This is a genomic window from Pseudomonas sp. RIT-PI-a (assembly GCF_001187875.1).
Lineage (GTDB): Bacteria > Pseudomonadota > Gammaproteobacteria > Pseudomonadales > Pseudomonadaceae > Aquipseudomonas > Aquipseudomonas coleopterorum.
Genome location: NZ_LGIR01000027.1, coordinates 22,753 through 46,837, shown reverse-complemented (window position 1 = coordinate 46,837; position 24,085 = coordinate 22,753). Strand labels below are relative to the sequence as shown.

The 24,085-nt window shown below is 64.4% G+C and carries 20 protein-coding genes, 4 tRNA genes, 1 pseudogene and 1 riboswitch; of the genes and pseudogenes, 9 read left to right on the top strand and 16 right to left on the bottom strand.

The features are described from left to right. Positions 1-61: 61 nt before the first annotated feature. Together AC788_RS15650 and AC788_RS15645 are read left to right on the top strand one after the other, a co-directional pair. Positions 62-952 carry an ATP-binding protein gene (locus AC788_RS15650; protein WP_049861503.1) on the top strand — a complete coding sequence of 297 codons (891 nt, stop codon included), beginning with the start codon at positions 62-64 and terminating at the stop codon, positions 950-952. Then, complete coding sequence (locus AC788_RS15645; RefSeq protein WP_049861501.1) at positions 949-1,440, top strand: GAF domain-containing protein; 492 nt, start codon at positions 949-951, stop codon at positions 1,438-1,440. The genes AC788_RS15650 and AC788_RS15645 overlap by 4 nt, the downstream gene beginning before the upstream one ends. A 13-nt stretch (positions 1,441-1,453) precedes the next feature. On the opposite strand, the gene AC788_RS15640 is transcribed toward AC788_RS15645, so the two are convergent. Continuing rightward, a complete protein-coding gene (locus AC788_RS15640; protein ID WP_049861500.1) occupies positions 1,454-2,224 on the bottom strand; it encodes a hypothetical protein in 771 nt (256 codons plus the stop codon). 331 nt (positions 2,225-2,555) lie between these two features. Here AC788_RS15640 and AC788_RS15635 point away from each other — a divergent pair. The 4 genes from AC788_RS15635 (at position 2,556) to AC788_RS15620 (ending at position 2,967) form a co-directional block, all read left to right on the top strand. Further along, positions 2,556-2,631 (top strand) — tRNA-Glu (locus AC788_RS15635). Between the two features lie 2 nt (positions 2,632-2,633). Next, positions 2,634-2,709: transfer RNA gene (locus tag AC788_RS15630), tRNA-Gly, on the top strand. Positions 2,710-2,812: 103 nt separating this feature from the next. Next, a tRNA-Glu gene (locus AC788_RS15625) sits at positions 2,813-2,888 on the top strand. Positions 2,889-2,891: 3 nt separating this feature from the next. Continuing rightward, a tRNA-Gly gene (locus tag AC788_RS15620) sits at positions 2,892-2,967 on the top strand. A 93-nt stretch (positions 2,968-3,060) separates the two neighbouring features. Here AC788_RS15620 and AC788_RS15615 read toward each other — a convergent pair. The 12 genes and pseudogenes from AC788_RS15615 to AC788_RS15560 form a co-directional block, all read right to left on the bottom strand. Further along, positions 3,061-3,927, bottom strand: coding sequence for a TauD/TfdA dioxygenase family protein (locus tag AC788_RS15615; RefSeq protein WP_049861499.1), 867 nt, complete (start codon positions 3,925-3,927; stop codon positions 3,061-3,063). A 62-nt stretch (positions 3,928-3,989) separates the two neighbouring features. Continuing rightward, positions 3,990-5,324 (bottom strand): LLM class flavin-dependent oxidoreductase, encoded by a 1,335-nt coding sequence (locus AC788_RS15610; RefSeq protein ID WP_049861498.1) that lies wholly within the window; start codon positions 5,322-5,324, stop codon positions 3,990-3,992. A gap of 12 nt (positions 5,325-5,336) precedes the next feature. Next, entirely contained in the window at positions 5,337-6,314 is a 978-nt protein-coding gene (locus AC788_RS15605; protein ID WP_049861497.1) for an ABC transporter substrate-binding protein, read from the bottom strand. 285 nt (positions 6,315-6,599) lie between these two features. Further along, positions 6,600-8,219, bottom strand: a complete 1,620-nt coding sequence (locus AC788_RS15600; protein ID WP_049861496.1) for a dipeptide ABC transporter ATP-binding protein — start codon at positions 8,217-8,219, stop codon at positions 6,600-6,602. Beyond that, positions 8,216-9,160: an ABC transporter permease gene (locus AC788_RS15595; protein ID WP_082223690.1), complete on the bottom strand. Its 945-nt coding sequence runs from the start codon at positions 9,158-9,160 to the stop codon at positions 8,216-8,218. The genes AC788_RS15600 and AC788_RS15595 overlap by 4 nt, the downstream gene beginning before the upstream one ends. Positions 9,161-9,180: 20 nt before the next feature. Further along, positions 9,181-10,140, bottom strand: coding sequence for an ABC transporter permease (locus AC788_RS15590; protein ID WP_043187222.1), 960 nt, complete (start codon positions 10,138-10,140; stop codon positions 9,181-9,183). Beyond that, entirely contained in the window at positions 10,137-11,789 is a 1,653-nt protein-coding gene (locus tag AC788_RS15585) for an ABC transporter substrate-binding protein (RefSeq protein ID WP_049861495.1), read from the bottom strand. The genes AC788_RS15590 and AC788_RS15585 overlap by 4 nt, the downstream gene beginning before the upstream one ends. A gap of 153 nt (positions 11,790-11,942) precedes the next feature. Continuing rightward, positions 11,943-12,725 (bottom strand): ABC transporter ATP-binding protein, encoded by a 783-nt coding sequence (locus AC788_RS15580; protein WP_049861494.1) that lies wholly within the window; start codon positions 12,723-12,725, stop codon positions 11,943-11,945. Positions 12,726-12,730: 5 nt separating this feature from the next. Continuing rightward, positions 12,731-13,504 (bottom strand): annotated as a pseudogene (locus tag AC788_RS15575) (ABC transporter permease); the annotation flags it as partial. 64 nt (positions 13,505-13,568) lie between these two features. Beyond that, on the bottom strand, positions 13,569-14,363 hold the full coding sequence (locus AC788_RS15570; protein ID WP_049861492.1) for a class II aldolase/adducin family protein: 795 nt from the start codon (positions 14,361-14,363) through the stop codon (positions 13,569-13,571). Positions 14,364-14,478: 115 nt separating this feature from the next. Beyond that, positions 14,479-16,062 carry a rhodanese-related sulfurtransferase gene (locus tag AC788_RS15565; RefSeq protein WP_049861491.1) on the bottom strand — a complete coding sequence of 528 codons (1,584 nt, stop codon included), beginning with the start codon at positions 16,060-16,062 and terminating at the stop codon, positions 14,479-14,481. Further along, the gene (locus AC788_RS15560; RefSeq protein WP_049861490.1) at positions 16,059-16,697 is read right to left on the bottom strand and encodes a cysteine dioxygenase; all 639 of its coding nucleotides are present in this window, start codon (positions 16,695-16,697) and stop codon (positions 16,059-16,061) included. The genes AC788_RS15565 and AC788_RS15560 overlap by 4 nt, the downstream gene beginning before the upstream one ends. A gap of 94 nt (positions 16,698-16,791) precedes the next feature. On the opposite strand from AC788_RS15560, the gene AC788_RS15555 reads away from it, so the two are divergent. The 3 genes from AC788_RS15555 to mntP all read left to right on the top strand — a co-directional run bounded on the left by AC788_RS15555 (position 16,792) and on the right by mntP (position 19,762). After that, positions 16,792-17,685: a LysR family transcriptional regulator gene (locus AC788_RS15555; protein ID WP_049861489.1), complete on the top strand. Its 894-nt coding sequence runs from the start codon at positions 16,792-16,794 to the stop codon at positions 17,683-17,685. Between the two features lie 159 nt (positions 17,686-17,844). Continuing rightward, entirely contained in the window at positions 17,845-18,969 is a 1,125-nt protein-coding gene (locus tag AC788_RS15550; protein ID WP_049861488.1) for an acyl-CoA dehydrogenase family protein, read from the top strand. Between the two features lie 53 nt (positions 18,970-19,022). Further along, a riboswitch (yybP-ykoY riboswitch) is annotated at positions 19,023-19,190 on the top strand. Between the two features lie 5 nt (positions 19,191-19,195). Further along, complete coding sequence (gene mntP / locus AC788_RS15545) at positions 19,196-19,762, top strand: manganese efflux pump MntP (protein WP_049861487.1); 567 nt, start codon at positions 19,196-19,198, stop codon at positions 19,760-19,762. 107 nt (positions 19,763-19,869) lie between these two features. Here the strand turns inward: mntP and AC788_RS15540 are convergent, their stop codons facing one another. The 3 genes from AC788_RS15540 to AC788_RS15530 all read right to left on the bottom strand — a co-directional run bounded on the left by AC788_RS15540 (position 19,870) and on the right by AC788_RS15530 (position 23,950). Continuing rightward, on the bottom strand, positions 19,870-20,835 hold the full coding sequence (locus AC788_RS15540; protein ID WP_049861486.1) for an aliphatic sulfonate ABC transporter substrate-binding protein: 966 nt from the start codon (positions 20,833-20,835) through the stop codon (positions 19,870-19,872). 184 nt (positions 20,836-21,019) lie between these two features. Then, positions 21,020-21,430, bottom strand: coding sequence for a PA2817 family protein (locus tag AC788_RS15535; protein WP_049861485.1), 411 nt, complete (start codon positions 21,428-21,430; stop codon positions 21,020-21,022). Positions 21,431-21,502: 72 nt separating this feature from the next. Further along, positions 21,503-23,950: an acyl-CoA dehydrogenase gene (locus AC788_RS15530; RefSeq protein WP_049861484.1), complete on the bottom strand. Its 2,448-nt coding sequence runs from the start codon at positions 23,948-23,950 to the stop codon at positions 21,503-21,505. Positions 23,951-24,085: the final 135 nt, after the last annotated feature.

The following is a 24,085-nucleotide window of genomic DNA, read 5'->3' as shown; positions in this document are numbered from 1 at the left end:
GTGTGCGACGGCATGTCCCCTTGCCGAACCTTTTACACGCAACTTGCCTTGAGGAAAAGTCGTGGACTCTCGTTTGAATGCCTTTCTTGAGCGCGCCGAATCCGTACTGGCGCGGCTCGAGCCGCTGCTGCCTGCGCTGCGCCCTGAAATCGACTGGCACCAGTGCCTGGCTGCGCGTTGGCAGCGCGAGGGCCGCAGCGGCTATCTGCTGCCGCTGGAGGTCAGCCTGGACATGCGCCTGAGCGATCTGATCGGGGTCGATCAACAGCGCCAGCAGCTGGCACGCAACACGCAGCAATTCCTCGACGGCCATCCGGCCAACCATGCGTTGCTGTGGGGGTCGCGCGGCACGGGCAAGTCGTCGCTGGTGCGGGCGTTGCTTGCCGAGCATGCCGCGGTGGGCTTGCGTCTGATCGAGATCGAGCGTGACCACCTGGCCGATCTGCCGCGGGTGGTCGAGCAGTTGCAGAAGCTGCCGCAACGCTTCGTGCTGTTTTGCGATGACCTGTCGTTCGAGGCGGGCGAGGGCGATTATCGGGTGCTCAAGAGCGTGCTTGACGGTTCGCTGGAGCAGGCGCCGGACAACGTGTTGCTGTACGCCACGTCCAACCGCCGGCACCTGGTTCCCGAACATCAGAGCGACAACGAGAACTGGTCCCGGGTCGACGGCGAGTTGCACCCCAGCGAAGCGGTCGAAGACAAGATCGCCCTGTCGGACCGGTTCGGTCTGTGGTTGTCGTTCTATCCCTTCACCCAGGAGCATTTCCTGCGCGTGGTGGAACACTGGATCGGCGAGCTCGCCCGCGACAGCGGCCTGCAATGGTCCCGTGACGAGCAACTGGATATCCTCGCCGTGCGCTGGGCCACTGGCCGCGGCAACCGCAACGGCCGCTGCGCCTATCAATTCGCCCGCTACTGGGTGGGTCTCAAACTGTTGGAGCAACAACCATGATCGATCTGCACGCCGCAGGCGCGGGGCTGGAAGGCTACCGTATGCTGTGCGCTCAACTGGAATCGCTGTTGGCCGACGAGCGTGATTTCGTCGCCAATGCGGCGCAGTTTTCCGCATTTCTGTTCAATCAGGTCGATGACCTGAACTGGGCGGGTTTCTATCTCAACCGCAATGAGGAACTGGTGCTCGGACCCTTTCAGGGGCAGGTGGCGTGTGTGCGCATTCCGTTTGGTCGTGGCGTGTGCGGTGCGGCTGCAGCCAGCCGCGAGACCCAGCGGGTCGAGGACGTGCATGCGTTCCCTGGCCACATCGCCTGTGACAGTGCGTCGAACAGCGAACTGGTGATCCCGCTGCTCAAGGACGGCAAGCTGATCGGTGTGCTGGACCTGGACAGCCCACGCCTCGCACGCTTCAGCGAAGCCGACCAGCAGGGTCTGGAACAACTGGCGGCGATCTTCCTGCAATCGACCGACTGCAGCCGCTACTGAAGCGCGACCGCTTTCAGTCGTAGTTGGCTTTCTTCTGGAACGGGTCTTCCTTCTCGTCGGCTTTCAAACCGTCGGTGAGTTCGTTGACCTCGTCTCCGGTCGGCTCCATTTCGCTGAGGACCATGGCGTTGGTGCGCTTGAGCATCTTTTGCAGGTATTGCAGTTGCTCTTGGTAGAGCACGGCGTCGGGTTGACTCTTGAGGTACTGCACGCCGCGCTCGAAAGCCAGGCGGGCGCGACCCGGCAGACCCTCTCCCAGCAGTTGCTGGCCCAGATTGTTGAAGAACTCGATGTGCAGCAGTACGAGGATGCCACGGATTTCGTTCGCCCAGTGCTTGGTCTCGACGGGGCTGAGAAAGCCTTCCTGCCCGGCCCGGGTTACCTGGGCGTGCAGGGCTTCGAGCAGGAAGCGCACTTCCTTGGCTCGGTCTTCGGTCATGATCGGGAGAGGAGGGTTATTGATGGCAATGTCATCGCCCTTGGCGATTTCCGCCTGCAAAGCTTCCAGGCGAGCCTTGAGCGGTGCGTCCTGCTTGTCGAGCTGCAGCAGGCGCTGGCTGATGTTGAGTTCCAGTCGCGCGAGCAGTTGCTTGAGGGCAGGGGTCATCAGTTGACCGGGGAACGTCTCGTCGATACGGCCACAGCGGCGCAGGCGGTCGGTAAGCTCGAGCTTGTCGCGCGCCTTGGCCAGCTTGTTGCTCTCGACCATATTGTTGAGCAGGCCGATGACGATAAGGATGGCGATCCCCGTTACGATGAACAGGGTGATCATGAGTGGAGTCACCGGGGAGCTCTCGAGGTGGAATGAAGTTCAAGTGTAGGGCTGCTGTGCCGACACGGGTAGCCTAACCCGCCCCATCGCAGTCATGAGGTGCTTATGAGGGGCTGTGGCAACTATGGCTTTGTGCTACTAACGGTGTCAAAAGCTTATTGGTCCTCCTGCGCATTGCCGCTTGGCAGTGGCCTGCCACAGGGCCTGTAAAGCGCAGTGAAGTCATTGATTTAAATAAATTTATAACAGGGGGTTGACGACCCTCGAAAGCATCCATAGAATGCGCGCCACTTGCAGCGTAAAGCACACAGCGAAGCGCAGCAGGGAGTGAATGTTGTAGCGTGTCCCCTTCGTCTAGTGGCCTAGGACACCGCCCTTTCACGGCGGTAACAGGGGTTCGAGTCCCCTAGGGGACGCCATTGCGGGAATAGCTCAGTTGGTAGAGCACGACCTTGCCAAGGTCGGGGTCGCGAGTTCGAGTCTCGTTTCCCGCTCCAGTTTAAGCAGTGTGGCTCTCGGGCGGCACTGAGTGAAACCAGTATCCAGTCTTCGGACTCGGGTCTGGGCGCCGGAATACACACCATGTGTTTCGGTCAGCGTGTCCCCTTCGTCTAGTGGCCTAGGACACCGCCCTTTCACGGCGGTAACAGGGGTTCGAGTCCCCTAGGGGACGCCATTTGCGGGAATAGCTCAGTTGGTAGAGCACGACCTTGCCAAGGTCGGGGTCGCGAGTTCGAGTCTCGTTTCCCGCTCCAAATTCAATGAAAACGCCGCTCAGCAATGAGCGGCGTTTTTGTTTGTGCGCGTTAGCGAGCCGACTGTAGGAGCGGTCATCGGCCGCGAAGGGCTCAGCGCGATTTATCCGGATCAGCCCGGCGTCGATGGGGAATGTCATCGTCGGCGATCAGTACCCGTTCCATCACGCGCGGGAAATCACCGTAGTTGTAGACCGGATAGTGCAGGGCGGCGCGGTTGTCCCAGAACGCTACATCGCCCGGCTGCCACTTGAAGCGCAGCTGGTATTCGGGGTTGCTCACTTCCTTGAGCAGCAGGCCGACGACCTCGCGGCTTTCCTCCAGTGACAGGCCGAGAATCTGCGGCGACATCGAAAAATTGATGAACAGGGCATCTTCACCCGTTTCGGGATGGGTACGCACCAGCGGGTGCGCGAGGATCGGATAGTTGTAGCCGACCTTGTCCAGCGAGGATTTGAAGTTGTGGGTGACGAAGGCGTTATCGATGCGTTCGCGCAGCGCCGTCGGCAGGCTGCGGTACACCAGTCCCGTGTCGGCCCACAGCGTGTCGCCGCCGGTTTCGGGCAGCGACACGGCGCGCAGCACGGCGCCGAAGGTGGGTTTGAGCATCCAGCTGGTATCGGTGTGCCAGCGCCCCTTGCGGGCATCGCCATAACGGTCGCGGGCTTCGCTGGCCAGGATCAGGTGAGCGTTGGGCCGCTCTTGGTCCTGTTTCTGAGTGGTTGGATGCTGGTAAAGCTCGCCGAATTGGCGAGCGAAGGCCAACTGCTGGGCGGTATCGATGTGCTGGTCACGGAAGAACAACACTTTGTGCTTGAGCAGCAACGCACGTATCTGATCACGGGTTTGCGCGTCGAGGGGGTGGCGCAGATCGACGCCTTCGATCTGCGCGCCGATGGTCGGCTCCAGGGCGGTGGCGCGGATCGCCGTGGCGGGGCGCTGTATTTTTTCGGCAAACATGGCAGGTGTCCTTTGCAATCGAGTGCCGGAGCCCACGGCCACGGCGGGTGGGGAATCGGTTTTCAGGCCACTTCTTCGTTGCGGCGCAGGGCCGCGTTGCGATTGGCCGGCACCTCGAGGCCGAGGTTGTCGCGCAGGGTCAGGCCGGGGTACTCGGTGCGCAACAGGCCGCGTTGCTGAAGGATCGGCACCACGTAGCGGGTGAAGTATTCGAGGCCGTCGGGCAGCAGCGAGTTGATGATGAAGCCGTCGGCGGCGTGGCCCTCGAACCAGGCTTGCACGGCGTCCGCTACCTCCTCGGGCAGGCCGACGAAATCCCGCTCGGGTTTGGCAAAGCGCAGGGCCACTTCGCGCAAGGTGAGGTGCTCGTCACGGGCCAGTTGCTTGATCCGCTCGGACGTACCCTTGTGACTGTTGGCGCCCAGGTCGCCGAGGTCGGGGAAGGGGGCGTCCAGATCGTGACCGCTGAAGTTGTAGTCGTTGAACGGGCGGCCCAGGGCGACGATGGCGTCTTCGATGCCGACCAGGTCTGCGGCCTCTTGATAGCGACGCTCGACCTCTTCGCGATCACGCCCGGTGATGGGGCTGATGCCCGGCAGGACGAACAGTTTGTCCGGATTGCGACCGGCGCTGGCAGCGCGCTGTTTGAGGTCCTGGTAATAGGCGCGCGACTCGGTGAACGACTCGTGTCGGCAGAAGATCGCATCGGCGTTTTGGGCGGCGAAATTGCGGCCGTCTTCGGAAACACCGGCCTGGAAAATCACCGGTTGGCCCTGGCGCGAACGAGCGATGTTCAGCGGTCCCTTGACCTGGAAGAACTCACCACGATGGTTCAGAGCGTGCAGTTTACTGCGGTCGAAGAACTCGCCGGTGGCCTTGTTGCGGGTGAAAGCGTCGTCCTCCCAGGAGTCCCACAGTCCCTTGACCACATCCACGTGTTCCCGGGCGATCTTGTAGCGCACGGCATGGGGTGGATGCTCGGCCTTGCTGAAGTTGTCGGCGGTGCCTGAAAGCCACGAGGTGACCACGTTCCAGCCGGCGCGGCCGCCGCTGATGTGGTCGAGGGAGGCCAGTTGCCGGGCGACCTGGTAGGGCTCGGTGTAGCTGACCGTGATGGTGGCGACCAGGCCGATGTGCTCGGTGGTGGCGGCCAGCGCCGAGAGCAGGGTCAGCGGCTCGAAGCGGTTGAGGTAATGGGGGCTGGAGCGTTCGTGGATGTGCAGGCTGTCGGCGATGAAGGCGAAGTCGAAGCGAGCGTCTTCGGCCAGCCGCGCCTGGTGTTGGTAGTAACGCAGGTTGGTGCTGGCGTCGGCCAGTGCCTGCGGATGCCGCCACTCGCCCCAGCCGTGCCCTACGCCGTGGATCATGGCGCCCAGTTTCAGTTGTCGTGTGCTCATGGAAATCTCCTGTTATGGCGCGCTGGCCAGCGGGGTCTGGGTAGGTGCGCGGAAATCGTTGAAGTGTTTGTCGAAGCCCTGGGCGACTTTGACCGGCTGCGCCAGCACGCCTTCTGCCAGATAGATGTCGGCGGTTTGCGGCAGGTCGGCGATCACCGCGTCGGTGATCTCGGCGCGCGTGTAGCGGGTCTCGTTGACCGAGGCCAGGTGCACCGCCAAGGGCAGGCGGGTGACCTGGGCCTGAGCGGCGGCGAACTCGTCGTGGTGGGTATTGGCCCACTGGTAGGCACGCTCCAGGCGCACGACGAAGTCCTCGACCTGAGCGCGTTTGTTTTCGGTGGCCTGTTGAGTGGCCACCAGATAGGTGTTGTTGGTCAGCAGGTCGGTGCCCTTGCGCAGGATGCGGGCGTTGCCCTGGTTCAGCGCGATAGTGGTGTAGGGGTCCCAGGTCGACCAGGCGTCGGCATCGCCGGATTGCAGTGCGCCCTGGGCGTCGCTGGGCAGCAAATTGACGAAGGTGATGTCGGAGGTTTTCAGGCCCGCGTCGCGCAGGGCCTTGATCACCAGAAAGTGGCCGATGGAACCGCGGTTGGTGACCACGCGTTTGCCCTTGAGGTCGGCAACCGACTGCAGTGGCGAGTCCTTGGGCACCAGAATGGAGGTGGTGTAGCGGCCTTCGAAATGGGTGATGCTGACGGCTTTGAGCGGCGCGCCGGAACCCAGCGCGAATACGTAAGGCGCATCGCCCAGGTAACCCACGTCCACCGCACCGGCGTTCAACGCTTCGCCCAGGGGCGCGGCGGCAGCGAACTCGGAAAACTCGATGGGGTAGGGAACGTCTTTGAGTTCGCCCGCTGCGGTGAGCAACAGCTTCAGGCTTGATTTCTGATTGGCGACGCGCAACGGTTCGAGCTTGTCGGCAAAGGCCAGCGGGCCAGCGGCCAGCAGCCCCACCGCCAGAACGAAGGAAAGGACACGGGAACGGGTCATGGACAGCGACTCCTGAAGAGGGATTGAGTTACCTCCACCAGGCAAGGGGTCGGTCTGGGTCCAAACTAAAGCTCTAAAGGGGCGCTGTGAAATGACATTTAGTTCTATGTTAATTATTCTTTTTGTGGATTCATCTAGATCATGTTTATGCGTATTGCGCATATTGGGATCCTGTCCCATTCACTGCATCCCCGTAGGAGCGGTCATCGGCCGCGAATGCAACGCCGCGGTCTACCAGAAAGAGCGTGGTAGCAGGTTCGCGGCCAATGACCGCTCCTACGGATTCTAGGCCAGGGCTCGTTGGCGCTTGCCGGGAACGGCGTCGAGCAACGCGCGGGTGTAGGGATTCGATGGCTGGTCGAACAGCTGGGCGGTGGGGCCTTGGTCGACGATGCGGCCCTGGCGCATGACCAGCACGTCATCGGCCACGTTGGCGATCACCGCCAGATCGTGCGAAACGATCACATAGGCGATACCCAGCTCGCGTTGCAGTTCGTCCAGCAGGTCGAGAATCTGCCGCTGCACCGAAACATCCAGCGCCGACACCGGCTCGTCCAGCAATACCAGATCGGGCTGCAACGCCAGCGCCCGGGCGATGGCCACGCGCTGGCGCTGACCGCCGGACAGTTCTCTGGGCAGACGGTCGAGAAAATGCGCCGGCAAATGCACCCGTTCGATCAGCTCACGCGCGGCGCGATCCAGCTCCGCACCTTTGGCCAGCCCGAACGAGACCAACGGCTCGACGATGCTGTCGAAGATCGACAGGCGCGGGTCCAGCGCTGCGAAGGGGTTCTGCTGGACCAATTGCATGCGCCGACGCAAGGGTCTGAATTGTCGCCAGCCGAAGTCGGTCACGTCCTGATCGGCGAACTGAACGCGACCGCTGTCGGCTTTCTCCAGGCCCAAGGCGATGCGCAACGCTGTGCTCTTGCCCGAGCCCGATTCGCCGACGATGCCCAAGGTCTGCCCGGCGCAGACCTTGAAGCTCACATCGGCCAGCGCCTGGAAACGCTCGGCCTGGCCGCGCATGCGTGGCAGGCGGTAATGCTTGTTCACCGCCGTCAGGGAAAGCAGGGGCGTTTGCCCCGAGGCGGGAGCCGGGCGCGGTGCGCGGTGCTCGGCGAACGCCGGCGCTGCGGCGATCAGCGCGCGGGTATAGGGCTGTCTCGGGTTGGCCAGCACCTGATGCGGCGTGCCCTGTTCGACCAACGCGCCGGCCTTCATCACCAGCACGCGGTCGGCTCGGTCGGCAGCCACGCCCAGGTCGTGGGTGATGATCAGCAGGGAAATGCCGCGCTCGCGTACCAGCCCTTCGAGATGGTCGAGGATGCGCCGCTGCACGGTGACGTCCAGGGCGCTGGTGGGCTCGTCGGCGATGATCAGGCGCGGGTTGCCGGCCAGGGCAATGGCGATCAGCACCCGTTGGCGCATGCCGCCGGACAACTCATGGGGGTACTGCCGAGCGCGCAGCTGCGGGTTGTCCAGACCCACCTGGGCCAGCAGTTCGCTGACGTCGGCGTCCACCCCTTTGTAGCGCGCACCCTTGGCCAGCACCAAGGCTTCGGCGATCTGGCGGCCGATGCGCTGGGTCGGATTGAGGCTGACCATCGGGTCTTGCGGCACCAGGCCGATGGTGCGGCCGCGCAACTGGCGTTTGGTCCGTTCGCTGGCCTGACTCAGGTCCTGACCAGCCACGAACAGGCGCCCGGCGGTGACCACGGCGCTGTCCGGCAGCAAGCCAAGAATGGCGTTGGCGATGGTGGTCTTGCCCGAGCCGGATTCACCGACGATGGCCAGGGTCTCGCCTTGCATCAGGCTGAACGATACATCGGTCACGGCCTGGGTCTGTTGCGGCCCGTGAAGGTAGGCGATGCTCAGGTCGTGCACTTCAATGAGCGGATTCATCGCTTGATCTCTTCGAGGGTGCGGGCCAGGTGGTTGAGGCTGAACACCACCGCCACGACGAACACGCCGGGCAATAGCGCCACCCATGGTGCGGTGATCAGAAAGTGCCGCCCGGTGGCGATCAGCGTGCCCCATTCCGGCGCCGGTGGTGCGGCGCCGAAACCCAGGAAGCTGAGCCCGGCAGTGGCCAGGATGGCCGCGCCGAAATCCAGGGTGGCGAGTACCGCGACCGGGCCCCAGGCGTTGGGCAGGATGTGCCGCCACAAGGTCTGCAGCCAGCTCGCGCCGCCCAGTCGTGCGGCCTCGACATAGGGCAGGGTCTTGACCCGCAGCACTTCGGCGCGGGTGGTGCGGGCAAAGCCGGGAATGATCCCGACGCCCACGGCGAGGGCCACCGGCAAGGTGCCGAAGCCGATGGCGGTGACGATGGCCAAGGCCAGGAGCAAGCCGGGCAGGGCCAGCAGCACGTCGATCACGCGCATGATCACCGCATCCACGCGGCCACCGGCGAACCCCGACAGCACGCCCAGGGTCAGGCCTCCGAGCAGGGCCAGGCCGACGGCCAGTAGCGCAGCCTGGATCGACAGGCTGGCACCGTGTATCACCCGGGTGTAGAGATCGCGGCCCAACTCGTCGGTGCCGAACCAGTGGGTCGCATTCGGCGCGGTGAGCTTGGCCAGCGGCGCGGTGGCATTGGGGTCGAAGCCGCTCAGCGCGCCCGGTGCCACGGCCGCGAGCAAGGCGAAGGCGACCATCAGGGCTGCCAGCAGGAAGCCAGGTCGGCGTGACAAGGGACGTGAGGCCGCGAGCAGGCGCGCCCAGCGACTGCGCCGCCGCCAGGCGGGCAGGACCGCTGTCGGTGGCGGCGCGTAGACCGTCGCAGCAGGCGCGGCCGGGATGAGGCGCTGGTCGAGATCACGCACGGCATTGGATGAAGGCATGAGCGAAGTCCTTGGCTGGCCTAGGCCGCTGTGGGCGCGGCAGGCGCGTGAGTGATACGTGGGTCGAAGATCGGGTAGAGCAGGTCCACCAGCAGGTTCACCACCACGAAGGCGGCGGCCGAGATCGCGACGATGGCCAGCACCACCGGGATGTCTTGGCGTAGCACCGCTTCCTGGGCCAGGCGACCGACGCCGTTGCGGCTGAAGATGGTTTCCACCAGCACCGCGCCGGACACGGTATTGCCGACCTGCAGGCCGAACAGCGTGAGGATGGGCAGCGCGGCGTTCTTCAGGCCGTGGCGGTACTGCACCTGGGCTCGGCTGAGGCCCTTGGCGTAGGCGGTAGTGATGTAGGGCTCGCGAGCCACGTGCTGGAACCCGCGTTGCAGCACCTGCGCATACACTGCCGCGCTGGGGATCGCCAGGGTGATGGCTGGCAGCACCAGGCTGTCCAGGCCTTGGCTGCCGGTGGCGGGAAACCAGCCAAGACCGAAGGCGAACACCTGGATCAGCAGCAGCCCCAGCCAGAACACCGGCACCGAGAAGCCCAGCGAAGGCAGACGTGCCATGGCCGATTGCAGCGGCTGCCAACGTACGTAGGCGGTCAGGTAGGCCAGGCCGACGCCGCCGATCAGCGACAGCACGATGGCTGAACCGGCCAGGGTCAGGGTTTGGGGCAGGCGCTCGGCCAGCAACGCGGTCACGGGCCGGTTGAGTGACAACGACTGGCCGAAGTCACCCTGCAGGGCCTGCCAGAGCAGATGCCCGTACTGCTCGAACAGACCGCGATCCAGCCCGTAGTAGGCACGCGCCTTGGCCAGGTCCGCAGGCGACAGCGCATCGACCTCGATGCCCGACGCGCTGAGCATGATCGACAGCGTATCGCCCGGCAGCAGGTAGAGGATGAAGTAGGTGATGGTATAGGCGCCCCACAGCACCAGCAGCGCCTGGCCGACACGGCCCAGCAGGTAACGGTTCATGGCGTGCCGACCTCGATGTCACCGAGGAAGGCGAAGCCCTCGGCGGTCCAGTGGAAGTTCTTCACCCGCGCGGCGGTGGCGGCCTGCCAGACCCGCTCGTAGATCGGAAAGGCCGAGGCTTCGTCCACCAGCAGGTCCTGCAAGTCGCCATAGGCCTTGGCGCGCTGCTCGGTCTGGGTGGCGGTGATGCCGGCATCGAACAGGGCGGTCGCGCGGTTGAGAGTGGCCGGTTCGTAGGTGTTGGTGGCCAGGGTCGAGCTGTTGGCGCTGCGCGGATCGAGAATCGTCTGCAGGATGATCGGATCGGCGCGGGTCATGTAGGTGGACGTCAGGTCGTAGTTGCCCTGGGCGTTGGCCGCCGTCCATTCGGCGCGGGTCACCACGTTGAGCTTGAGGTCGATGCCCACTTTGCGCAGTTGGTCCTGCACCAGCACATCACCCGCCGTTTCGCTGCCGTTGATGTTGTAGGCCAGGCTCAGGCGCTTGCCGTCCTTGTGCCGATAGCCGTCGGCAGCCGGGACCCAGCCCGCGTCGTCGAGCAGGCGCGCGGCACCGGCGGCATCGTAGGCCAGCTTGTCGCCTTGGGCCTTGAAGTACGGCGTGGTGCTGTCGTAGACGCCGGTCACCACCGGGAAATCGGCGTTGTACACGGTGCTGGCGTAGCTCTTGCGGTCGATGGCCTTGAGCAGTGCCTGACGAACTTTCTTGTCGGCCAGCACGCGGCCGTTGCGGGTGTTGGGGTAGAGGTTCAGGGCCGGGCCCGGCAAGGCACGGCTCTGGATGGTCGCGCCCTTGCTCTGGTACAGCTTGAGGTCGACTTCCGAGAAGGGGTTGCGCGGCCACAGCACATCGACCTTGCCTTGCAGGAACAAGCCATTGCGTACGCTTTCCTCGGCGATGTAGCTGATGTCCACCGCATCGAGATGAGCCTCGGCCTTGTTCTTCATGTTCGCCGACGCCCAGTGGTAGCCCGTACGACGGGTCAGGCGGGCGCCGCTCTCCGGTGTGTAGTGCTCCAGCACGAAAGGCCCGGTGCCGATGATCTGGCCCAGAGAGCGCTGCTTGGCGGTCAATTGGTAGGACGCCGGGGCGAGAATCGCCAGGTTGGTGGTGGACGTCGCCTGGAGGAAGCCGGCGTTGGGTCGCGACAGCACCAGTTTGACGGTGAAGTCGTCCAGCACCTCGGCGTGGTCGTAGCCGGCCAGGTAGGTGGCACCGAAGGTGGCCGGCAGTTCCTGAGCGAAGGCCTTGTCGCTGTCGAACGCCGTCTTGACCGCGTGTGCATCGAAGCGCTCGCCGTTGCTGAAGCTGACGTCGTCACGCAGGTGAAAGGTGTAGCTCAGGGCGTCGTCGCTGATGTTCCAGCTTTTCGCCAGCCAGGGAATGATCTTGCCGCTGTCGGGGTCCTGATCGGTCAGGGATTCGGCAACGTTGCGCAACAGCACGCGGTGTTCGAGCCAGTAGACCTGGAACGGGTCGACGCTGACCAGGGTGGTGTTGTCGCCGAAGAAGGCGATCTTCAGGGTCTTGTCGGCCTGCTCGGGGGCCGAGGGTGAGCAGCCTACAAGCGTTGCGAGCAGTACGCCGAGCGCCAGCAGGCGGGGGCGTTGGGGTGGGTTCGAAGCCGATGAGGGGGTTGGGTGGGGCATGGGTGAGGGTCCTTTGTAGTGCTGTGATCGGCTTGGGTTTGGGGGTGGGGGCCTTCGCGGGCAGAGCCCCGCTCCCACAGGGTTGGTGGTGCCCGAAGGTCTGCTGCACTCATTGTGGGAGTGGGGCTCTGCCCGCGAAGGGCTCACCTGGATTCAGGTCGCAAGCGCTAGTGGTCTGCTGGCCAGCGGCAAGGGCCCATCGGCCACCTGAGGCGGGCTGGCGTCCACGCCCAGCAGTCCGAGCAGACGACGGCGAATGGCATTGAAGGCCGGGGTGCCTTTTTCCCGAGGGCGATCCAGGCCGATGGGCAGCGCCTCGGCGATGCGCCCCTGCTTGAGCACGATGATGCGATCGGCCAGCAGGATCGCTTCTTCCACGTCGTGGGTGACGAGCAACACTGCCGGTCCGTGGGCGCGCCACAGGTCGATGATCAACTGATGCATGCGGATACGGGTCAATGCGTCGAGGGCCGCGAAGGGTTCGTCCAGCAACAGCAGGCGAGGCTCGCGCACCAGGCTGCGCGCCAGTGCCACGCGCTGGGCTTCCCCGCCGGACAAGGTGCCCGGAAAGGCATCGAGCCGATGCGCCAGGCCCACTTCGGTCAGGGCCTTGACCGCACGCTCGCGAGCCTGCGGGGCGCGCACGCCGAGGGTGACGTTCTTCCACACCCGTTTCCACGGCATCAGGCGCGGTTCCTGAAACACTGCCGAGCGCGCCGCGGGCACCAGCAGGCGGCCGCCTTCGATCGGATCGAGCCCGGCCAGCGAGCGCAGCAGGGTGGTCTTGCCCGACCCGCTGGCGCCCAGCAGGGCAACGAACTCGCCGGGCGCGATGTCCAGGTCCAGGCCGTCGATGACACGATTGGCGCCGAACTGGCGCACCACGTTCTGCAGGCTGACGGCGGGTTGGGGGTGCAGCGCGGTGTGTGCGGTCATGGGAATCAGCTCTTCACGAAGGAGGGGCGCCAGGCCAGGGCGTAGTGCTCCAGGGCGCGGATGATGCCGTCGATCACCAACCCCAGCAGGCTGTACACCAGCAGGCAGATGACGATGATGTCGGTGCGCATGAAGTCGCGCGCGTCGCTGGCCAGAAAGCCGATGCCGGAGGTCGCGTTGATCTGCTCGACGAACACCAGCGCCAGCCAGGAAATCGCCAGGGAGTAGCGCAGGCCGACGAAGAACGACGGCAGTGCGCCCGGCAATATCACGTGCCAGACCAGCTCGCGACGGTTCAGCCCCAGGGTATTGCCGGCTTCGATCAGCTTGGGGTCGATGCTGCGGATACCGGCGAACAGGTTCAGGTACACCGGAAAGGTGGTGCCCATGACGATGAGCGCGACCTTGGTGAATTCGCCGATGCCGAACCAGAGAATGAACAGCGGCACCAGCGCCAGTGACGGCACGGTGCGCAGCATCTGCATGGGCGAGTCGAGCAGCACTTCGCCGCGTCGCGACAGCCCGGTGAACAGGGCGGCGACGGTGCCGATGATGACTCCGATGGCCAGCCCCGACACCGCGCGTTGCAGGGAGATCAACAGGTGCATGGGCAGTTCGCCGCTGACCGTCAGGGACCAGAAGGTCACCGCGATGCTCGACGGCGCGGCAATGATGCGCGGTGGAATCAGCCCGGCCCGGGAGGCCAGCTCCCACAGCACAAGGATCGCCAGCGGGCTCAGCAGCCTGAGCACGAAGCCTGGCACGCGCACGCCGCGGCGGGGCGCACTGGGGGTGATTTCCAGCATCTGCAAGGGTGCTTGTGCAACCGGCTGGAGGGCGATTTCAGGTGGCATAGTCTTGGCCCTCGCGGTCCAGCTGACGGATCAAGGCGTCCCAGTGCAGCTGGATCTTGGGGTTGTCGCCGCTGGCGGCACTGGCGGACTGCTGGTGCACCTTGTCGATGGCCGCCTGCGGCGCCAGCAGCAGGTCGGCATTGCCGCCAGCCTGGGCGGCGATCTGGATGTTGCAGGCCCGCTCCAGGCCATGCAGTTCGCGAAAGGCGTGCTCCACGCTGACGCCACCGGTCAACAGCCCATGGTTGCGCAGGATGAGGATGTTGCTGTCGCCCAGGTTGCTGACCAGGCGCGTCTGTTCGTCGAGGTCCAGGGCAATGCCTTCATAGCCGTGGTAGGCCACGCGACTGTAGTAGAGCAGGGCGTGCTGGGACAGCGGCAGCAAGCCGTTGCGTTGCGCCGACACGGCGGCGCCGTCGCGGGTGTGGGTGTGCAACACGGCCTTGAGGTCGGGACGCGCGCGGTGAATGGCGCTGTGGATCACGTAGCCGGCGTGGTTGATGCCCAGGCCCAGGGGGTCGTCGATCAGTTCACCGTCGATGTCGACCTTGACCAGGTTGGATGCGGTGATTTCATCGAACAGCAGGCCGAAGGCGTTGATCAGGAAGTGCTCCTGATCGCCGGGTACCCGCGCCGAGAAGTGCGTGTAGATATGGTCGGTCCAGCGCAATTGCGCGGCCAGTCGATAGGCAGCCGCGAGCTTGACGCGCACCTCCCATTCCTGGGGCGTGACCCGCTGGCGCAGCGTGGGCGTGGAATCGTGCAGAACGGACAACGAAGTCATTCGGGTCTCTCCTGAAAAACGTACAGACCGGCGGCGCTGGCGCTGAGGCGCGATCGCCGCTCGGTCCGGTTTCATCAGGTCCCGAGCTGCCAGTGAGGTAAGGGGTGTGGCGCGGTCAGATCACCTTGAAGCCGTGGGTGCCGTCCTTGGCCAGTTGCTCGACCAGACCGAACTCCCAGTCCAGATAGCCTTGCATGGCCTCGCGGGGGTTGTCGGTGCCCTCGTAGGGGCGGCGATAGCGATCGCTGCGAGGCACCGCCAAACGATGATCGCCTTGCTCCACCGGCAGGCCTGCCGCCACCCAGGCTGCATTGCCGCCTTCGAGGAGGAAGACAGGTTTGCCAGTCAAGGCTTGCAGGTCGGCCACGGCGAAGCGCGCCAGCAGACTGCTGCCACAGGTCACCACGTAGCGCTTGGCCACCGGCACGTTCTCCAGGGCCTGGGGCAGTTGCGCGCGCAATGCCCAGTGGGCGCCGGCGATGTGGCGCTGCACATGGTTGGCACTGGTGGTGAAATCGAACACCTGGGTGTCGCCCTCGCTCTGCCACTGGGCGAGTGTGGTCGGGCTGACCGTCGGCGCCTCGGGCAGGGGCGGCAATGGTGCCTGCCAGGCGCCCGTGGCGGTGAAGTCGCTGGATTGCGCATCGTCCAGCACGGACACGTCCCAGCCCATCTGGGCCAGCCACGACGCACTCATGTTGGCGCGCACACCGTCGTCGTCGACCAGCACAAGCCGCGCGCCGCGCACACTGGCGAAGTGATCGGTTTCCTGCACCAGCTGACCGCCGGGCGTGGAGCGAGCCGCAGGCAAATGCCCGGTCGCGTATTCTTCCGGGGTGCGCACGTCGAACACATAGGTGGTGCGCCCCTGTTCGGCCTGCCAGTTGCCTAGTGTCGCTAGCGTCGTCCGCTGCACGCCGGCCTTGTCTGCCACTGCGCGTGCCGACTGCGCTGCTGCGGCACGGGTGTGTTCGTCGACTTCACCGAAACGACGTTGCTGGCCGTGCTCCAGGGTCTGACCGGCCAGCGTCCAGCCGATGGTGCCGTTGCGCAGCGCCGCCACCGGGTTGGGGATCCCGGCGTTGACCAGTGACTGGGTGCCGATGATGCTGCGGGTGCGCCCGGCGCAGTTGACGATCACCTGGGTCTGCGGGTTCGGTGCCAGTTCGCGGATGCGCAGCACCAGTTCGGCGCCCGGCACGCTGATACCGCCGGGGATGCTCATGGTCTGGTATTCATCGAAACGGCGTGCGTCGACCACCACCACGTCCGCCTGACGGTCGAGCAGCGCCTTGACCTCCTCGGCCGCCAGCGAGGGTGTGTGGCGACGGCTTTCCACCAGTTCACCGAACGCTTTGCTCGGCACGTTGACGTCGCGAAACAATTCTCCACCCGCCTCGCGCCAGCCAGCCAGACCGTTTTCCAGCAGGGCCACATCGGTATAGCCCAGCGCCTGCAAGCGTTGCGCCGCCAATTGGGCAAGTTCTTCGCCATCGTCGTAGACGGTGATCGCGGTATCCCGGCGCGGTACGCGGGCGTAGATGTCCAGCTCCAGGCGCGACAGGGGAATGTTGGCGGCGAACAACGGATGCGCCTCGGCGAAGGGCGCTTCCTCGCGCACATCGATCAAGGCCAGTTCCTGCTGGTCCAGCAATGCCTGGCGAATCGCGGAGTAGGGGCGTACGGCAATCTTGGTCATGCGGGCGATCTCTCTTTGAACGAGCTTTCGGTGGACGCAGGCTGTTTGGACAGGTCCCAGAAATTGGGGATACCGGCATTGGAATAGCCGGAAATGAAGGGTTTCTCTTCGCCGCTCTCGCTGTACACGGCGCGCTGCACGGCGCCGATGTTGGCGCCGTAGACATGGATGCTGATGGAGACACGGTCGTCGAAGGCATTGCTGACCTGGTGGATATCGCCGACGCTGGGCGAGACCGCCTCGACCTGCCCCGGACCCAGACGCACAGGCGCACCGTCGGGTGCCAGGCGGCCATCGACCGTGCGGCTGAAGCCTTGGGAGAATTCGGCGCCGCGCAACATGCCGATCAGGCCCCACACGCGATGGTCATGGATCGGTGTGCGCTGCCCCGGGCCCCAGATGAAGCTCACCACGGAAAAGCGCTGGCGCGCATCGGCGTGCAGCAGGAATTGCTGGTAGCGTTGCGGATCCGGTTGCGCAGCGATTTCCGGCAGCCAGTCGTCATGGCTGACCAGTCGTTGCAGCAACACCGCGCCGTGCTCCAGCACCTCGAGCTCGCTGGACGTGCGCTCGAGCAGCTCGGCCAGGTCGCCGACGAACTGGCGAAAACGGTCATAGCGCAGGGGATGAGTCATTTCAGTAGCCCTCGAACAGATTCGTTATTACCCTAGCAAAGGGGGTAAGCTTCCCGAAATTCAATTTGTTCATAAGCTAATATGCGAAAAGCGAATGAAGATAGATGACATCCAAGCGTTTCTGGCGGTCGTGCGATTGCAATCGTTGAGCGTTGCCGCCGAATCCCTGCAATTGACCCAGTCCGCCATCACCCGGCGTCTGCAGAGTCTCGAAGAGTCACTGGGAGCGATCCTGCTCGATCGCCACACAAAGCCCATGAAACCCACGGCCATCGGCCTGCGTGTGTACGAACGCTGCCAGGGCGTGATGCGCGAGATCGATTCGTTGCATGAGTTGGTGGCCGAAGATGCAGCGCCTTCCGGCACCCTGCGCCTCGGCGTGCCGCAGACCGTGGGCGACGCGGTCCTGCTCGATGCCCTGCAAGCCTTGAAGCAGCGCTTCGCAGATCTGCAGGTGCAGGTCGCACACGGTTGGGGCGGCCAGTTGGTCCAGCGCATTCAGCACCGGGAGCTGGACGCCGCTGCGGCACTGTTCCCGGCCGGCAAGGTGTTTCCCGAGGGCGTGGTGGGGCACTCCCTGGCGCGCATGCCGCTGCTGGTGGTCGGCGCCAAGGGCCTGGACCTCGGTAAACGGTGCAAGCTCGCCGATTGCCAGAGTACCGGATGGGTTTTGAACCCTGATGGCTGCGGCTTCCGCGCTGGCCTTACGCACGCCTTGGCCGAACAGGGTCTGAGCCTGAAACTCAATCTGGAGATTTTCGGTACCGACCTGCAGCTGGGTCTGGCGGCCAGTGGCATGGGCCTGGGGCTGGTCCCGGCACCGCTGTTGCAGCACAGCCGACACCGCGATCAACTGCAGGTGCTGCAGATCTCGGATTTCAAACCCATGGTCGACCTGTGGCTGGTGCACGCCGCCTTCGTCGGCAATCTGCAGGGTGCGATTCGTGTGTTCGGGGAAACCGTGGCCCACGGCATGAACACGGACTGAGGGCAGTCATCGCTCGTTTTTCGCATATTAGGATATGACTAAATTGAATTTTACTCATATCACGACGGATGGTTAGATGGGCGCAAATCAACGGCGGCGCGGCGGTGAGTCGTGCTGTCGCCGGCCTGCCGTTACTAAACGGCGCGACAGAGTTTGCCCATGACCCCACTCGACCCCACCGCCCTTGCCGCGCTGACTCAGCGAATGGCCCTGCATGCCGAGCGGTACGACCGCAGCGGTGAGTTTCCTCACGACAACATCGAGCACCTGCACAGCCTGGGCCTGCTGGCCCTGACCGTGCCCACGGCCTATGGCGGCGGCGGGGCCGACCTGGCCACGGCGCAGCAAGTGGTGGCGGCCGTCGCCAAGGGCGAGCCGGCCACGGCGTTGATTCTGGTCATGCAGTATCTGCAGCAGGCTCGTCTGCATCAAAGCGAGCGATGGCCCAAGGTCTGGCAGCAACGCCTGGCTCTGGAGGCCGTGGAGACCGGAGCATTGATCAATTCCCTGCGGGTCGAGCCCGAACTCGGCACCCCGGCGCGCGGCGGTTTGCCCAACACCGTGGCGCGACGGACCACCGAAGGCTGGCGCCTCAGTGGGCGCAAGATCTACTCCACGGGCAGCCATGGCCTGACCTGGCTGCTGGTGTGGGCGCGCAGTGACGACGATGACCCGCTGGTCGGCTCCTGGCTGGTGCGCAGGGACACGCCCGGCGTCAGCATCGAAGACACTTGGGACCACTTGGGCATGCGCGCCACCTGCAGCCACGACGTGGTCTTCGACGACGTGCTGGTGCCCCTCGACCAGGCGGTAAGCGTAAGCCTAGCCAGCGCACCGCAGCCGGAGCTCGATGCCGAAGGCCTGCGCTGGATGGCGGTGCTGATGTCCAGCGTCTACGACGGCGTCGCCCAGGCCGCGCGGGACTCGTTCATCGACTGGTTGCAGCATCGTGTGCCGGCCAACCTCGGCGCCGCCCTGGCGACGTTGCCGCGCTTTCAGGAGCGGGTCGGCGAGATCGACAGCCTGCTGCTGGCCAACCAAGCCTTGCTGCAATCGTCCGCCGAAGGCCGCCTGCCCGCCGAACGCTGGCCGGCCATCAAGTACCTGGTCTGCAACCAGGCCATCCGCGCCGTGACGCTGGCCATCGAAGCCGGCGGCAACCCCGCGCTGGACCGCCGCAACGCGCTGGAGCGGCACTACCGCAACGTGCTCTGCGCACGCATTCATACGCCCCAGGATGACAGTGCACTGGTTGCCATCGGGCGGCAGGCGCTGTTGCCCTGACACCCAAGGTTGCGCTCACGAAATTTTCATGTGCGACTGCTTACAGTGGCGTCCCTTGTTGGGGAGTAGCCTGCTCTTGACCTCGGTTCAGAGCGTTCGTGTCAACATTCTCGGCCGTCTGCCGTGGCACGAACACCTTCGGGTTGGTGAGACCAACGATGCATCCATGCCTAAAGCCGGGCGTGTGGTTGCGTCGTTGACTCATAGCCCGGCTGGATGCTCGACCGTGAACCCCATTTCCATCATTTTCGTCGCCTTGGCCATGTCCACCGATGCCTTCGCAGCCGCCATCGGCAAAGGCGCCAGCCTCCACAAGCCGCGCCTGGCCGAGGCACTTCGCACCGGTATCATCTTCGGCGTGATCGAAACCATCACCCCATTGATAGGGTGGTTCATCGGTCAGGCGGCCACTTCATATGTTCAGGACTTCGATCACTGGATTGCCTTCGTGCTGTTGGTGGCACTCGGGCTGCACATGATCTACAACGGCGTCAAAGCTGAAGCCCCGGAAGAGGACAAGCCGCAACAGCATTCCTTTGTCATTCTGGCCGTCACCGCTTTCGCCACCAGCATCGATGCTCTGGCGGTCGGCGTAGGTCTGGCCTTCGTCAACGTGAACATCTGGATCGCAGCAGCCGCCATCGGCGTAGCGACCACCGTCATGGTCACGATCGGCGTCATGCTGGGTCGGGTACTGGGCGTCGTCGTCGGCAAACGCGCGGAAATCATCGGTGGCATCGTGCTGATGCTGGTCGGCGCGGTCATCCTCTATGAACACTTGTCTGCGGCGTGATCGAGAGCAAGGTTTCCGGGAGCCGCCCCGCGACGGCGCCAGACAAGGCGCCGCACAGTTGATGCCAAGCCCAAGCCCAAGCCCAAGCCCAAGCCCAAGCCGATAGACTACTGGCCCGGCGCCCATACCTCCACGTTCACCGCGTCGATCCGCTTGGGAATCAGCTTCTCGTCGTAAAAGGCGTCGGCGATCTTCTGCTGCTCGGCCAGCCCCTCGCGGGTGACCGGCTGTACGTCGTAGCTGCGACGGGCGTTGGCTTGCTGTACCACGACCGGGTCCAGGTTGCCCCACAATGGACCCAGTATCGCGGCCGGCTCGGCAGGGTGCGACTTGACCCATTTGCCGGTCTCCGCCAAATCGTCGAATACCGTCTTCAGAATGGCTGGGTTGGCCTGGGCGTAAGGCGTGCCGGCCAGGTAATAACGCTTGTACGCCGCCAGGCCTTCGCTGCCGGCCAGCACGCGTGTGGGTTGGTGCTGCTGCGCGGCGCTGAGGAAGGGTTCCCACGCCACCCAGGCATCCACTTTCTGGTTTTCGAAGGCCGCTCGGCCGTCGGCGATGGTCAGATAGGCGGGCTGGATATCGCTGAACTTCAGATCGGCTTTGCGCAAGGCGGCCAGCAGCAGGTAGTGCGCCCCGGCCGCCTTGGTAACCGCCACGGAGTGGCCTTTGAGATCGATCAGTGCCTTGAGTGGCGAGTCCTTTCGAACCAGGATCGCCTGGGCCTGCGGCGAGGCCGACTCGGATGCGTAGTAAGTGAGCTTGCCCCCGGCGGCCTGAGCGAACACCGGCACCGTATCGGCGACGTCGGCGGACAGGTCGACGTTGCCAACGTTGAGCGCTTCGAGCAGCGGTTGGCCGCTGGCGAATTCATGCCAACTGACGCGCACGCCTTGATCGGCCAGTTGTTTCTCCAACGTGCCTTGCTGCTTGAGCAGCACCATCAGGGTCGATGATTTCTGGTAGCCGATGCGCAGCTGCGTTTCGGCGTGGGCCGCGACGCTGAAAGACAAGCCCAGCGCAACGCTGAGGCTTGCGGCGAGCAGGTGTCGTGGGGTGAAGAGGGTGGACATGATGTGAGTCTCGTCTTCGACGCATCCGCTTGGCGCGGTCGGCTCGAAGAGAACAGGGGAGGGCATGCCCGGTGATCCGGTGAGGCGACTATAGAAGAACGACAAGGGGGAGGGTAATGGCGTTTGGTTATCAGCTTATGCAGACAGCACTTCGCCGTCATTGCGACGGCGAAGTGAAGCACGGTCAATGATGGCTTTGCGGACCCGACATGGCCAACAATTGCTTCTCCTGATTCCAATCGAACGGCTCGTCGTTCTCCTCGGCCTCGAAGCGGCGTTCTTCCAGTGCTTGATACAGCTCGATCTCTTCGTCGGGCATGTAGTGCAGGCAATCACCGGCGAAGAACCACAGCAGGTCACGTGGCACCAGGTGGGCGATCTGCGGGTAGCGGGTGATCACCTGACACAGGATGTCCTGGCCCAGGTACTGGCTTTCCACGGGGTCGACCGGCAGCTGCGCGCGCAGTTCATCGAAGCGTTCGAGGAACAACGCGTGGCTTTCCTCGGGTACCTGCTCCGCCTCGCCCAGCGCCACGAGGATGCCGCGCAAGTGGTCCAGCAGGACAAGGTGGTGTTCGAGATGGGCAGTGGCCATGGTGGGGTCCTCTAGAGCGAAACGGGCGCGGGAGTATAAAGCTCCACGCGCCCGCTGTCTTATTGCAGATCCTCAGCGGACCTTGCCGGCAGTGGGCAGCAGTTCATCCTTGCTGAAGTCGTCGACGTCGATCACCTTGCGCCGCGCCGCTTCGGCCTGTTGCAGCGTTTTCGCCTCAGCCGGTTGCAGGACGCCAGCCTCGAGCGCCGCATCGATCAGCGATTGCCCAGGCGTGGCGCTGAACTGGCGCGCCTTGTGGGCCTGTTGCAGCTTCTTGTGCAATGGCTGGCTGTCACGCAGCAGGTCGAAGGCGACCTGCAGGGCGCCGACCGGATCGTCTGCGCCTTGTGGGCGGTAACAGCCGGCCAGCAGCTCTTCCAGTGCCGGGTCGCCCTTGTGGCGACCGGTGATCGCCGCCACTTCGGCTTCCAGCTTGTCGGATGGGCCAGTGTGACGGCGACCAAAGGGGAATACCACGCCGCGCAACAGGCAGCCGAGCAGCTTGCTGGGGAAGTTCTTGAGAATGGCGTCCAGTGCATGTTCGGCCTTGCCCAGGCTTTCTTCCATGGCCCAGCGCAGCAGTGGCTCCAGGTATTCGGGCGAGTTCTGGTCGTGATAACGCTTGAGTGCCGCCGAACTCAGGTACAGGTAGCTGAGCACATCGCCCAGGCGCGCCGAGAGGCGCTCACGGCGCTTGAGCTCGCCACCAAGCAGCATCATGCTCAAGTCCGCCAACAGGGCAAAGGCGGCAGCCTGCCGGTTCAGAGCCCGGAAATACCCTTGGGCCAGGCGGTCACCCGGCGCCTGTTCGAAATGCCCGAACCCCAGGTTGAGAATGAAGGTGCTGGCCGCGTTGCTCACCGCAAACCCGATGTGCTTGAGCAGCAGGGCATCGAACTCCAGCAGCGCCTGGTCCTGGTCTTCACGTGCGGCCAGGGCCATTTCCTTGAGCACGAACGGATGGCAGCGGATGGCGCCCTGACCGAAGATCATCAGGTTGCGCGAGAGAATGTTTGCCCCTTCCACGGTGATGAAGATCGGTGCGCCCTGCCAGTTGCGACCCAGGTAGTTGTTGGGCCCCATGATGATGCCTTTGCCACCGTGGACGTCCATGGCGTGGGTGATGCAGTCGCGTCCGCGCTCGGTCAGGTGGTACTTGAGAATGGCCGACAGCACCGAGGGCTTTTCTCCCAGGTCCACGGCGTTGGCTGTCAACATCCGCGCGCTGTCCATCAGCCAGGCGTTGCCGCCGATGCGCGCCAGAGATTCCTGAATGCCTTCGAACGCCGCCAGCGGCACGTTGAACTGCTCGCGCACCTGGGCGTACTGACCGGTCACCAGGCTGGTGTACTTGGCCGCCCCGGTACCGACCGCTGGCAACGAGATCGAACGGCCCACCGACAGGCAGTTCATGAGCATCATCCAGCCCTTGCCCAGCATGGGCTGACCGCCAATCAGGTAGTCGAGGGGGATGAACACGTCCTTGCCCGAGTTCGGCCCGTTCATGAACGCGGCGCCAAGCGGCAAATGGCGACGACCGATCTCGACGCCGGGCGTATCGGTCGGAATCAGCGCCAGGCTGATGCCCAGGTTTTCCTTGTCACCCAGCAGGTGCTCCGGGTCGTGGGCCTTGAAGGCCAAGCCGAGCAATGTGGCGATGGGGCCAAGGGTGATGTAGCGCTTTTCCCAAGTCAGGCGGATGCCGATGACTTCTTCGCCTTGCCACTGGCCTTTGCAGATGACGCCGACGTCGGGCATTGCCCCCGCATCCGAACCGGCCAGGGGCCCGGTCAGGGCGAAGCAGGGGATGTCGTCGCCACGGGCCAGGCGCGGCAGGTAGTGGTTGCGTTGCTCGTCCGTGCCGTAGTGCAGCAGCAGTTCGGCAGGGCCCAGGGAATTCGGCACCATGACCGTGGAGGCCAGGTCGCCGCTGCGGGTGGCCAGTTTCATCGCCACCTGGGAATGGGCATAGGCGGAAAAGCCTTTACCGCCATATTCCTTGGGAATGATCAGGGCGAAAAAGCCGTGTTCTTTGATATGCGTCCAGGCCGCTGGCGGAAGGTCCATGTCCTGGCCGATCTGCCAGTCGCTGACCATGGCGCAGAGCTGCTCGGTCGGGCCGTCGATGAAAGCCTGTTCTTCTGCACTCAGCTGGACCTTGGGGTAGGCCAGCAACGTGTTCCAGTCAGGCCGACCACTGAACAATTCGCCGTCCCACCAGACCGTGCCAGCGTCGATGGCGTCGCGCTCGGTGTCGGACATCGGCGGCAGGGTCTTTTTGAACCAGCGGAACAACGGCGCGGTGAACCACTTGCGGCGCGCCTCTGGCAGCAGGAGGGGCAGGGCGCTGGCAATCAGCAGCAGCCAGAACACCGTCAGCAGCCAGCCTGGCGCGCGACTGGCCGCGCCCATGACCAGCAGGAAGACGGCGACGATGCCCATGGCAGGCAACGCGGGAATGCGGCGGTGAGCCAGCCAGGCGATGCCGACCACAAGGGCGACGATCCACAACAACAGCATAGTGTTTTCTCCGTGAAAGCCAGGTGGGACGAACCACCTGCGGACGCCGTCGAGAGAACGACGGCACACGGAAATAACGGTGGCCAGGCACGTAGCTTCGGTGTGGGACAGATCCAGGTCTTGCCTGGATAGTGA